Origin of the sequence: Streptomyces tsukubensis (assembly GCF_003932715.1) — a bacterium.
In the GTDB taxonomy this organism is placed as follows: domain Bacteria; phylum Actinomycetota; class Actinomycetes; order Streptomycetales; family Streptomycetaceae; genus Streptomyces; species Streptomyces tsukubensis.
On sequence record NZ_CP020700.1, the window covers coordinates 7307544 to 7320215 of the forward strand.

General features: G+C 71.1%; 9 protein-coding genes. 8 read left to right on the forward strand and 1 reads right to left on the reverse strand.

Features of this window, described 5'->3' with window-relative positions; all coding sequences use genetic code 11:
- Positions 1–87: 87 nt before the first annotated feature.
- Positions 88–4068 (reverse strand): type VII secretion protein EccC, encoded by a 3981-nt coding sequence (locus B7R87_RS30435; protein ID WP_006345170.1) that lies wholly within the window; start codon positions 4066–4068, stop codon positions 88–90.
- Positions 4069–4255: 187 nt separating this feature from the next.
- Between B7R87_RS30435 and eccD the strand changes: the two genes are divergently transcribed.
- From eccD to B7R87_RS30475, 8 genes are all read left to right on the forward strand, one after another.
- Positions 4256–5662, forward strand: coding sequence for a type VII secretion integral membrane protein EccD (gene eccD, locus B7R87_RS30440; protein ID WP_130584781.1), 1407 nt, complete (start codon positions 4256–4258; stop codon positions 5660–5662).
- Between the two features lie 72 nt (positions 5663–5734).
- Complete coding sequence (eccB, locus tag B7R87_RS30445; RefSeq protein WP_040913031.1) at positions 5735–7201, forward strand: type VII secretion protein EccB; 1467 nt, start codon at positions 5735–5737, stop codon at positions 7199–7201.
- A gap of 200 nt (positions 7202–7401) precedes the next feature.
- Positions 7402–7779 (forward strand): hypothetical protein, encoded by a 378-nt coding sequence (locus B7R87_RS30450; RefSeq protein WP_006345166.1) that lies wholly within the window; start codon positions 7402–7404, stop codon positions 7777–7779.
- Between the two features lie 77 nt (positions 7780–7856).
- On the forward strand, positions 7857–8180 hold the full coding sequence (locus B7R87_RS30455; RefSeq protein WP_006345165.1) for a WXG100 family type VII secretion target: 324 nt from the start codon (positions 7857–7859) through the stop codon (positions 8178–8180).
- Positions 8181–8247: 67 nt separating this feature from the next.
- Positions 8248–8724, forward strand: a complete 477-nt coding sequence (locus tag B7R87_RS30460; protein ID WP_006345164.1) for a type VII secretion system-associated protein — start codon at positions 8248–8250, stop codon at positions 8722–8724.
- 52 nt (positions 8725–8776) lie between these two features.
- Positions 8777–11758 carry an AAWKG family protein gene (locus tag B7R87_RS30465; RefSeq protein WP_006345163.1) on the forward strand — a complete coding sequence of 994 codons (2982 nt, stop codon included), beginning with the start codon at positions 8777–8779 and terminating at the stop codon, positions 11756–11758.
- A gap of 61 nt (positions 11759–11819) precedes the next feature.
- On the forward strand, positions 11820–12353 hold the full coding sequence (locus B7R87_RS30470; protein WP_233168965.1) for a YbaB/EbfC family nucleoid-associated protein: 534 nt from the start codon (positions 11820–11822) through the stop codon (positions 12351–12353).
- Entirely contained in the window at positions 12350–12670 is a 321-nt protein-coding gene (locus B7R87_RS30475; protein WP_006345161.1) for a hypothetical protein, read from the forward strand. Before B7R87_RS30470 ends, B7R87_RS30475 begins: the two co-directional genes overlap by 4 nt.
- The last annotated feature ends 2 nt before the right edge of the window (positions 12671–12672 follow it).

Below are 12672 nucleotides of genomic sequence, written 5' to 3' on the forward strand. Positions count from 1 at the left end.
CGCCCTACGGGGCGGACGGCGCCGCTCTCCGGATACGGCCCGGGTCGGGTCCGGCGGACCGGGTTCGTCCGATCCGCCGGACCGGCGCTACTCCCCGTCCGCTCCCGGCTCCTCCGGGACCTCGTCGGGGAGCGCGAGCTGCATCATCCCCGGCTTGCGCCGGACCACGCTCTGCGCCCGGCCGGGCGGCATGATCCGGGACCGTACCCCGTCGACGACCTGACCCTCCGACGGCGGGCAGGACAGCAGCAGCACCGAGGTGTTGACCTCCTGCAACTTCCGTACGAGGGGATCCTGGCGGCCCGCGCCGGAGGAGGCGCGGGCGACGACCACGTGCAGCCCCACCTCGTACCCGAGGGGGAGATGCGTCAGGAGCGGTTCGAAGGGGCTGTCGAAACCGGAGCCGACGAGTTCGTAGTCGTCGACGAGGACGAACAGCCGGGGGCCCTCCCACCAGTCCGCCCGCCGCATGCGCGCGGGGGAGATATCGGCGCCGGGCGTCCGCTCGGCCATCGCGCGGGCCACCCCGCCGACGTACTCGCGCAGCGGATCCGAGGAGACCGCGTGCCCGAGTCGGTACTCCTCGGGGATCGCGGCGATCAGTTCCCGCCGGAAGTCCGCGACCAGGAACCGTGCCTCGTCCGGGGTGTGCCGCGCCATGATCCGCTGGGCTATCAGCCGCAGCGCGCTGGTCTTGCCGCTCTCGGTGTCACCCACCAGATAGAGGTGCGGGCTCTGGGTGAAGTCGTGCCGGACCGGCTCCAGTTCGGCCTGGTCGAGACCGATGGTGATGCGCAGCGGATCGGGTCCTTCGGGCAGGTCCGCCGCCGCCAGCCTGGTGGGCAGCATCCGCACCGGGGGCGCGGCGGGCGCGTCCCAGTGGTCGGCGACCGCTTCGACGAGGTCCGCGATGGCGTCCGCCAGATCCTCGGCCTGCTCCTGGCCGTCGATCCGGGGCAGCGCGGCCAGGAAGTGCATCTTGTCGCTGTTCAGGCCCCGTCCGGGGCTGACCGGCACGGTGGCCGCCTTGCGGACGTCGACGGAGGAGTCCATCGGATCGCCCATCCGCAGCTCCAGCTTGTTCCCGATCTGGTCCCGCAGCCACGACGGCACCTCCACCCAGCGGGAGGTGCTGATGACCAGATGGACGCCGTAGTTCAGGCCGCGGGAGGCGATCGCCTGGAAATGCTCCAGATCGTCCGCCATATCGGACCGGACGGTGGACCAGCCGTCGACGACGAGGAAGACGTCACCGAACGGCGAATCGGGGAACTCGCCCCGGGCCCGCCGCCTGCGGAACGTCGACATCGAGTCGATGCCCTGCTCCTGGAAGAACAGCTCGCGCCGGTTCAGCAGGGAGGTGACCTCCGCCAGGGTACGGGCGATGCGCTCCCGGTCGAGCCGGCCGGAGACCCCGCCGACATGGGGCAGTCCCGCCAGCGACGAGAGGGCGCCGCCGCCGAAGTCGAGGCAGTAGAACTGCGTTTCGCGGGGCGAGTGGGTGAGCGCCAGGGCGCAGATCAGGGTCCGCAGCACGGTGCTCTTGCCGCTCTGGGGGCCGCCCGCCACGGCGAGGTGGCCGCCCGCACCGGACAGATCGACCGTGAGGAGGTCCCGTACCTGCTCGAACGGCCGGTCCACCAGACCGACCGGCACCCGCAGCCGGCCGCGGTCCGGCCAGTCGGCCGCGGTGAGACCGAGATCGGGGTGCGGGGTCAGCGGCGGCAGCAGCGTGTCGAGGGCGGGCGGCGCGTCCAGCGGCGGCAGCCACACCTGATGGGCGGGCGGCCCGCTGCCCCGGAGCTTCTCCAGGGCGAGACCCAGCAGACTCTCCTCCTCCGAGGACTCCGCCTCGGGCTCCGGCTCCGGATCGGGCGCCGCGGGCAGCACCCGGGGCACCACCCATTCGGTGCCCCAGGGCACGACCTGACGGGCGATCTGCGCCTGCCGGGCACTGCCGCGCCGCGGAGCCTTGTAGGCGCCGGACACATAGGCGGCCCGGAAGCGGGTCAGCGCCTCCACCCCGCTCTTGAGGTAGCCGCTGCCCGGCTGGGACGGCAGATGGTAGGCGTCGGGTACGCCGAGGACGCCCCGGGACTCGATGGCGGAGAAGGTCCGCAGACCGATCCGGTACGAGAGATGGCCCTCCAGCTGGCTCATCCGGCCCTCCTCCAGCCGCTGGGAGGCGAGCAGCAGATGGACCCCCAGGGACCGGCCGAGGCGGCCGATCATCACGAAGAGCTCCATGAAGTCGCGGTGCGCGGCCAGCAGTTCGCTGAACTCGTCGACGACGACGAAGAGGCTCGGCAGCGGGGCGAGCGGGGTGCCGGAGGCCCGGGCCCGCTCGTACTCCAGGACCGAGGCGTAGTTGCCCGCCTTCCGCAACAGCTCCTGGCGCCGCACGAGTTCGCCGTGGAGGGCGTCCTGCATCCGGCCGACGAGCGCGACCTCGTCGGCCAGGTTGGTGATGACGGCGGAGGTGTGCGGCAGCTCGTCCATGCCGAGGAAGGTCGCGCCGCCCTTGAAGTCGACGAGGACGAAGTTGAGCGTCTCGGAGGAGTGGGTGAGCGCCAGCCCCAGCACGAGCGTGCGCAGCAGTTCGCTCTTGCCGGAACCGGTGGCGCCGATCAGCATGCCGTGCGGACCCATACCGCCCTGGGCGGACTCCTTGATGTCCAGCTCGACGGGCGTACCGTCCTCGCCGACGGCGATCGGAACCCGCAGCCGGCCCCGGCCCTCGACCGGGAAGCGCCACAGCCGGGCGGGTTCGTGCCGCCGCAGATCCCCGATGCCGAGCAGCGCCGTGAGCTCCGTTTCGGTCACGAACGGCTCGGACGCGGTGACACCGCCACCGAGGCGGTACGGGGAGAGCCGCCGGGCCAGCGTCTGTGCCGCGACCGGGCCCAGCGCATCGGGCTCACCCAGCAACGTCGACTGCTCTTTGCGATCGCGATCGGTACGGACCAGGTGCAGGCCCTCCTCGTCGAGACGCAGCCGCAGCGTGCCCCGGCCCGATTTCCACTCCAGCGCGCCCGTCAGGTCGACCAGGACGGTATTGCGGTATCCGACGCCCGTCACCCGGTGCCCGCCGGGCACCGAACCGCCGTCGACCACGACGACGGTGAAGGGCTCCTCCCGGCCCGGCGGAGTGTCCGGGTCGAACGGCGAACGCTGGGTGAAGTCGGCGCCCAGCAGCTCCTCCAGCGACTGGAAGTCGGCCGCCGCGAGCCGCGCCTGCCCGGCCCCGTCCCGCTGGTAGCCGTGCTGGGCGTGCGGCAGCCACTTGAGCCACTCCCACGCGGCGCGCCGCTCGTCCGACACGCACAGCGCGACGTTCAGCTCCTCCGGGGCGTGGAAGGCGGCGAGCTGCGCCAGCATCGCGCGGACCAGCGCCCGGGCCCGCTCCTCGTCACCCGTGACCAGCACCCGTGACCAGGCCCGCAGATACAGGGCGATGGGCTGCTCCGGGACGGTGCCGTAGGCCCGGATGAAGCTGCGCAGCGCATGGGCGGACAGCGGCTCCAGATCCTCCACCGGCCGGGTCGCCAGCGGCGCCAGCCGGAGCGCGAGCTTCTGCTCGCCGACCGCCACCCGCACCTCGCTGAAGTCCTCGTCGGACGCCCGCCGCTCCCACTGCCGGCTCGTGCCGCCCAGGGCCCAGAGCGCGGCCGGCTCCGGATGCCGCCAGGCGAGTGCCTTCTGCTGTTCCGCCACGGTGGCCCGGATCTTGCGGCGCATCTGCGTCAGATAGCGCAGATAGTCCCGCCGGTCACCCTTGAGTTTGCGTTTGCGTTCACTCGCGCTGCGGATCACCTGGGCCAGGATCATCACCACGGACGAGAGCAGCATCAGCCCGATGGCGATATAGCTGAAGGCCGTGGCCTGATTGGGTCTCAGGAACATCATCAGCATCGCCAGCGAAGTGAGACCCATGGGCAGATAGGTCCACATCGCCGAGGTGTTGGGCTCCGCCTCCGGCAGGGTCGGCGGCTCCTGGAGACTCAGCTCTCCCTCGGGCATGTCGGGGCCGCGGCGGCGCGCGGGCCGACGGAACAGCACGGTGCTCACGCTGGATTTCTCCTCGGGTTTCTCACGTCCCGGTCGCGGCCGCGCACCCGGTACTCCGGGCGGGGCCGGTGCGGCGAGATCGGCCGCCGGTCGGGCCAAGGGGCCCTGTGACCTGACGTGTTGCCCACGGTAGTGTGCGCTACCTCCCCTTCGGTACCCCGGCCCCTCGGATAGGTGCTGCATTCGCATGACGGAAACTTCGGGCATATCTAGCCCTGGTCTGTGCCGGTTGACGGTCAAGACCCCCCGGAGACTGCTCGACCTCGCGGTCCCCGGAGACGTCCCGCTCGCGGACCTCCTGCCGACCCTCCTCGACCACGCGGGCGAGGAACTGGCCGAGCAGGGCATCGAACACGGCGGCTGGGTGCTCCAGCGACTCGGTGATGACCCCCTCGACGAGGAGAGCACCCTGGAGGCGCTCGGTCTGCACGACGGCGACATCCTGCATCTGCGGCCCCGCACCGACGCGCTGCCCGCGATCCACTTCGACGATCTGGTCGACGGAGTCGCCGGCAGCATGCGCGAGCGGCCCCACGGCTGGAACGCCCGCAGCGGCCGCCGGATGCTGCTGGGCACCGCCGGTCTGCTGCTCGCCGCGGGCTGGGTGGTCTGCGCCCTGCCCGGCGGCCCGTACACCACCCGTGCCGCCGTCGCCGCCGTCACCGGACTGCTGGTGCTCTTCGGCGCCGCCGCAGCCTCCCGCGCGGTCGGCGACGCGGCCGCCGGAGCCGCCATGGGCGTCTTCGTACCGCCCTATCTCGCCCTGGCCGGAGCACTGCTGACGGCCGGTGACACGACCGGCGGCGGCCTGGTGACCGGCGCCGGAATGCTCGCCGCGGCCGCCGCCGCGGCGGGCGGGGCCGTCCTCACGGTCGCCGCGGTCGCCGCCTACGTCCCCCTGCTGCTCTCCCTCGCCGTCCCCGCCGTCGGCGGAGCGGTCTGGGGCATCCTGATGCTCACGCTCGACACCGACGCCGGGTCCGCCGCCGCACCCGTCGCGGTCGTCGCCGTCCTCATCGGCGGACTCGTCCCCGGGATCTCCTTCCGGCTCTCCGGACTGCGCCTCCCCGTGCTGCCGTCCAACGCCGAGGAACTCCAGGAAGGCATCGACCCGCACCCCCACGGGCACGTCGTGACCCGGACCGGCCTGGCCGAGGAGTGGATGACCGCCCTGTACGCGGCCATCGGCCTGCTGCTCGCCGCGGTCCTCACCGCCCTCCTCACCGACGACCCCGGCACCCCCGCCCGGGTCACCGCCGCGGTCCTCTGCCTGCTCCTGCTGCTCCACTCCCGCGGTATCGGCCACGCCTGGCAGCGCCCCGCCGTCGTACTCCCCGGGCTCTACGGGCTGGTGCTCATGGCCCTGACGAGCGCCCCCGACCTCGCCCCCGAGCGGCGGCCCGTGCTGCTCGCCTCCCTGCTCGCCCTCGCGGGCGCCGCGGCCATCGCCTCCTGGACGGTGCCCGGCCGCCGGATGCTGCCCCACTGGGGCCGCGCCGGGGACATCCTCCACACCTGCGCGGCGGTCGCCCTGATCCCGCTGTCGCTCTGGGTGCTCGGCGTGTACGGCCGTCTGCGCGGCGTCTCCGGCTGACCCCGGACCACGACCGCCGCGGCCCCGGCCGCACCAGCCACCAACCCACGGATCAGGGCGGAGGAACACCCAGTGCAGTCCAGAAAAGACCAGGTCCAGGCGCATATGTTCGTCATGGGCCGACTCACCGGCGGCATGCTCCGCCAGGACCCCGACGCCCCCGAGACCCCGGGCGGGCGCACCAACCGCGGGCTGGCCTGGGGCATCGGACTCGCCGTCGTCCTCGTCCTCGGCTTTCTGCTCTACGGACTCATCGCACCGGCCGGCACCAAGACCTGGCGCACCTCGAACGCGCTCATCGTCCAGAAGGACACCGGCACCCGCTATCTGTACCTCGACGGAGTGCTCCGCCCGGTGCACAACTACGCCTCCGCCCGGCTGATCGCGGAGAAGGCACCCGCCACCGTCAGCGTCTCCGCGGCCTCCCTGCGCGGCGAACGGCGCGGCACCCCCGTCGGGATCCCCGGGGCCCCGGACGCCCTGCCCGCCCCCCGCGACCTGGAACGCGGCGCGTGGCAGGTCTGCGCCGAAGAACCCCTGAGCACCGGACCCGACGGCACCGGCCGGCAGACCCGCACCTCCCTGCGCCTCGGCCCCGCCGCCGACGGCGAGGTCCCCGGCCGCAGACAGGCCGTGCTCGTCCGCGCCGACGACGGCACCCGCCATCTCCTCTGGGGCGACCAGCGACTGCGGATCGGCGGACACGGAGCCCTGCAGGCCCTCGGCTACTCCGGCACCCCGCCCGTCCCGGTCTCCGCCGCCTTCCTCAGCAGCCTGCCCGCCGGAGCCGATCTGGTGGCACCCGAGGTCGAAGGCCGCGGTACGCAGTCCGGCCGGACGGGAACCGCGACCGCCAGGGTGGGCCAGGTGTTCCGGCTCGAATCGCCCGGTGCGACCGGCCAGTACTTCCTGCTGGAGAAGGCCGGACTGCGGCCCCTCAGCCCGCTCGCCGCCGCCCTCGTCCTGGGCGACGCCCGCACCGCTGCCCAGGCCTACCCCGGTGCCCGGCCCGCCGCACTGCCCCTGACCGCCGACGAACTGACCCGGCGCCAGGCACCGGCGGCGACAGCCGCCCCGTCCCCGGCGGACTGGCCGAACACCACCCCTCCGGTCGTCCGGGCCTCCCCGGGCGCCGCGCTCTGCGCCCAGATCCAACCCGAGGGCACCACCCCCCGGATCCGGCTCGCCCTGCTCCCCGCCGCCCCCGCTTCGGTACCCCCGGCGAGGGGCCCCGAGATCGCCCCCGCCTGTCTCCCGGTGGACGGGATCACCGTCGCTCCCGGCCGCGGGGCCCTGGTCGCCGCCCTCGGCGCGGGCGGCGGAGTCCGCGGTACGACGACCTATCTGGTCACCGACGTCGGTGTGAAGTACCGGATCGGAGAGGGCGCCGCGGCCCAGCGGCTCGGCCTGAAGGGGGCAGCGGTTCAGGCCGTGCCTTCACGGCTGCTCGACATGCTGCCCACCGGCCCCGACCTGGACGTCGCTGCCGCCACAGGCGCCACCGACCGTCGAATTCCAGCCAATCGGCCCTGCCGGTAAACCACATGACGCCCCAGTACATCCTCCCGGGCGCCACACCGTTCCGATCCCGTCGGCACCACATGACGGAAGATCAGGAGAACCTCAAGAAAGCCCCCCGATCATTGCCCGCGTCATCTATCGCTCCATAGCATCAGCCGCGTTCGGCGCGGGTTGATCGCGCCGCCTCCACGGCCTCTCCTCCGACCCAAGGACACGCCTTGACCACTCCCTCTCCCGGCCCCGGCAACCTCCAGACCTCCAGCCAGCACTCCAACCAGCTCGGCCACAATGCGCTCCAGCAGGCGGAGACCGGAATCAAGCGCTCGCAGCAGGACGTCCGCACCACCATGGACGGCCTGATCAGGGCGTACGGCGGCAAGGACGGCGGCGCCTTCCAGAACCTGCTCAACGAGTGGAGCGGCCAGGTCGACCAGATCACCGCCCGGATGCGGGAAATGATGGACGCCCTCCAGCGCACCGGCCTCGCCCAGAACCGCACCCAGAGCGAGATCGAAGAGCTGATTGCCGGGGCCAAGGCCCAGCACGCGCAGCTCGGTGACAGCGCCTACGGCGCCCTGATGGGCAAGAAGGGCTGACCCGGCCCCGCCCCTGCGCGTTCTTTCCGTCGTTCCCGTCGTTCCCGCTCATCCCATCCGGACCACCTGGAGCCCCTGTGTCCTTCAACAGCCACCTCAATGACGGCGTCATCCACGTCGAGTACAACTCCGTCCATATGGCGGCGGAGGACATGCGCATGCAGACCAAGGCCATTCAGAACACCGTCGCCGCGCTCAACTCGGAGCTGGACGTGCTGCGCGCCGCCTGGCAGGGCATCGACGCCGCCACCTACGACGAGAAGCAGGCCGCCTGGAACGCCGCGTCCGGCGGCCTCGCGGAGATCCTCACCAAGCACGGTGCCCTGCTGGAGCAGATCGTCGAGATCTACCGGAGGCACGAGAACAAGGCGGCCAGCGACTGGGGTTCGATCCGCGTCTGACGCCCGCCCCGCCCCGCGCGCCCGGCGCCTTCCCTTCCGCCCCTCCTCGTCCCCGGAGAGTCCGAGCATGGCCCAGGTCGATCTGTCCCACCTCGACATCAAGACCCTGGAGGCGTTCAGGGACAACGATCCCGGAGGGGTGAAGGAGTTCGTCACCAAGCTGGCCGGTCTGCTGTCGACCGACTCGGCGCGGAAGCCCACCTCCATGGTCCTCATGGACCGGCAGTTGGAGAACCAGGAGGCGTCCTACGCCGCGGACATGCTCTGGCTGGGCAAGCTCGGAGCGCCTCCCAAGGGCGCGAGCACGGTGCTGACCGCCGCGCCTTTCCTGGGCTATGTCAAGTCGTCGGCCAAGGCTCTCCACACGGTGGAGAAGGAACAGAAGACGACCTTCGACAACATCACCCGGAATCTGACGAGGACGATAGAGGCGATGAAGAAGGCCCAGCAGACCGTTCTGGAAGACGTCGAAGCGCAGCGGTTCCTGAACGACTGGCGGAGCATCGGCAAGGCCCCCGACCCGCGTCCGGGCCCCACCCCCTAGAGACGTCCGGCGCCCCGCACCTCCTGACCCACCGACCGAAGGACTTCCCCGTATGCCCATGGACAACCCCCTCTGGGAGGAGGTCGTCGGCCAGATCACCGGCTTCAACGGCGGAACGCGCGAGGCCGTGGGCAAGGTCGGCGGAACCTCCGATGCGAACGGGAACCTGGGCGGCGGCTGGATCAAGGCGGACATCCAGAAAATCGACATGCGCCTTCTCGCCGAGGAGAAGCAGACCGCCGCGCCGGATTACAACCCCGAGCGAGTCGTCCGCTTCTACGACTACGCCGGTCCCGACAGCGCCATTGTGAAGTACTGCGAAGTACGGCTCAGCGTGCCGTGGTCGTCGAGCACCGGCAACGACTTCAGCGACGGCGGGGTGGCGGGGAAATTCGACTGGTTGTACGGGAAGGCACTGGAGCATCTGAAGGGAACGGGCTCGATCGGGGGCTTCGAGTCGCTCACCGCCAAGGACAGTGCCGACCTCCGGACGTTCGTCACCACGGCGAAGTCCTTCGACGAAGTGCAGGAGTTCTTCGGGACGTACGCCCCCCATCTGGAGAAGTGGGTCACGGATCTCGGTGGCGACGACGCGGCTTGGAAAGGCAATGGCGCCGACGCCTTCCGGGAACTGATCGCCGGACTCCATCTCGGATACAAGGAGTTCGCCGATCTGCTCGCCCCCACGGGCAATCCCACGGCTGCCACCTTCCCCTCCAGCGACGGCTACACACCGAAGTCGGTGGTCGGTGACAACATCATGAGGGGCGGGGAGGCCATCCACGCCGCCACGGTGTCGCTGCACAACGCCTGGTCGACCTGGACGGGCAAGCCGGGCTGGCTCCCCACGCATCACCTGGACGACTGGATCGACAAGGTGATCGCCTACCTCAACGTACGGAACATCGCGAACACCAGGGTGGAGAAGCTTTCGAGGCTGCCCAACGCAAACTTCTCCATCTACTACGACGAAGGCTCGGGGATCGGCGACCTGCGGACACAGGAGGCCTGGACGCGGCTCGGGAACAGGGCGTACGAGAGCTGGCGGGCCGGCCTGGAAACCGATCTGGACCCGACGGCTGCGAATGCGGCGCGCACCCTGAACAACGCCCTGGCCGATATCGGCGAGTCCCCCTCGACCTTCACCTTCAACCTCGGCTTCACCGATCTGCGGTCCCTCTTCAACGAGCGCGAGACCGAGCGCAAGGCGGGAGAGGCGGAGCGGGAGGCCGAGCGCCAGAAGGAGGAGATGGAGAAGAAGAAGGAGGAGCTGGAGAAGGGGCTCGGCGGTGGGGGAGGTGGTGGCGGTCAGATCCCGCCCCCGCCCGGTCTCGGACCCAACGATCTGGGCGGCAAGGACGGCAAGGGCAACCCCGGTGGCGGCCCCGGAGGTCTGAAGCCCCCGCCCGGACTCGATCTGAACCCCGGCAACAACGGGTCCAAGGGGCCCGGCACCGGCGGTCCGGGAAGTCTGAAGCCCCCGCCCGGTCTCGACCTCATCGGCGGCGGCGACAAGGGTGTCGTCCGTAACCCCGACGGCTCGGTGTCCATCCGCAACCCCGACGGTTCGTACACCACGACCTATCCCGACGGCCGTAAGGAGACCACCCCGCCCGGTGTCCTCCCGCCCGGACTGGGGCTCAACCCGGGCGGACTCCCCGGGACCGGCACCCCGGCGCCGCCGCTGAAGACGGTCAAGGGCCCCGACGGCTCCACCACCTCGTACAACCAGGACGGTTCGCGGACCGTCACCCACAAGGACGGCGCCAGCACCACCATCGGCCGGGACGGCACGGTGACCACGCTGAATCCCGGCGGCTCCACCACGGTGCTGCACCGGGACGGCAGCCAGTCCGTCACCTACCCCGACGGCACGAAGACCACCTTCAAGCCCGACGGCAGCTCGGTCACGCAGTACAAGAACGGCACCGTCGTCCAGCGGGCCGCCGACGGCACGCTGACCACCACGGACGCCGAGGGCAACAAGACGGTCGACCGTCCGAAGCCGGGCGAGACCGTGAAGAACCCGGACGGCTCCACCACCACGTACAACAAGGACGGCTCGGCCACCACCGTCCACGCCAACGGCATCCGGACCACCGTCGGTGCCGACGGCACCATCACGACTCTCGACCCGGACGGTACGAAGACGGTCTCCCGGCTGGGGCAGTCCACCTCGACCATCGAGTACGCGGACGGCTCGGTCGCCAAGGTGGAGAAGGACGGCACGGTCGTCACCACCTACAAGGACGGCAGCACCACCCGGCTCGGCCCTGACGGCACGTACACCACGACCGACGCGGACGGCAAGAAGAGCACCGAGCACCTCAATCCGCTGGGCGGCAAGGCGGGCGCGGTCACCCAGCACCATGCGGATGGATCCACCACCACCCGCTATCCGGACGGCACGGTCGACCAGGAGTACAAGGACGGCCGCCGTAAGGTCACCTATCCCGACGGGCGTACGGTCACCACCGACGCCGACGGCCGCACGGTCAGCGTCACCGGGGGCAAGGGCTCGTCCGGGATCGGCTCGGGCGGCTCCGGCCGGTTCAGCGATCTCTTCGACCAGCTGGACCGGGAGCGGAAGAAGTCCCCGTGGGTGCCGAACCTCTACAGCGGGGGTGCGGGTGGCAGCGGTGGCAACCATGGCTCGGGCGGCCCTCCGCCGCCCTCGCTGAACCCCAACACGATCGGCAGTAACTTCGCGCCGCCGGGCGCCGGCCCCGGGATCGGGTCCGGGTCCGGGTCCGGTTCCGGTGGGACGGGCGGTGGACGGTCGATCGCGGGGAACGAGACCAGCGCCCACCGGGCCCGCCCGAATCCGACGGTGGTGGAGGAGACCGCGGCCCGGCGCCCCGCCACCAGCTCCGGGATGATGCCGATGATGCCGCCCCCCATGGGAGGCATGGGCGGTATGGGCGGCGGCCAGGGCAACCAGGGCGAGGAGCGGGAGCGCGCGACCTGGGTCAGCGAGGACGAAGAGGTCTGGGGCACCGACGAGGGCGGTGTGGCCGGGGTGATCGGCCGCTGACCCCGCCCCGGGGCGACACCACCGGGCCTTGAGTAGGACTTTCGCCGACGAGCGCCGAGCGATGAGCACGACGGATGGACACGATATGACCAACCCCTTGGAAGAACAGCTGGCGGAGGCCCTCGCCGAATTCGAGGAGACCCGGCAGCAGCTGAACCGGGCCGCGGCCGAAGCCGCGCAGATCTCCGTCACCGTGACGTCGAAGGACCGTTCGGTGGAGGCGACCGTGGGCCCCCAGGGCGAACTGAAGAACCTGCGGTTCCCCACCTCGCGCTACCGCAACATGGCCCCCGCGGAGCTGGCCAACGCTCTGATGGCCACCATCGCCCAGGCCCGTACCGACGCGGCGTCCCAACTGCTCGACCTCTACCGGCCCTTCGGCCCCGTCCCGGGGCTATCGGCCGAGGCGGAGGGCGGCTTCGCCCCCATGTCCTGGGACGAACTCCTCGCCCCGCTGCGGGAGGAGGGCATCGACGTGCCCGCGACGAGCCCCCGCTCTACGGGCGCCCTGTTCGACGAGCTGATCGACGACGAGACCGACGACGGCGGCGCCCCGGGCACCGCCGACGGCCCCCGGGAAGGAGCGGGACGATGAGTGAGCTGGACGTCGACACCGACGCAGTGGAGAAGGGCGGTGCGGCCCTTGAGGACGTGGGCGAGAAGCTCAAGATCATGCGTGAGGAGTACATAGACAAGATCAGCAGCTATCGGGGCTGCTGGGGCACGGGTGAATTCGGCGAGGCCTTTGAGAAGAAGTACTACCAGGGGCTCGACCCCACCGTGGCAGGTCTCGACGCTCTGGCCGAGTCCGCCGAGGCCAGCGGCAGAAGCCTCGGCGGCACCGGCAAGAAGTTCAAGAAGGTCCAGCAGGACGTCATCGACCAGTTGCCCACGCCGAAGAGGAATGTCTGACC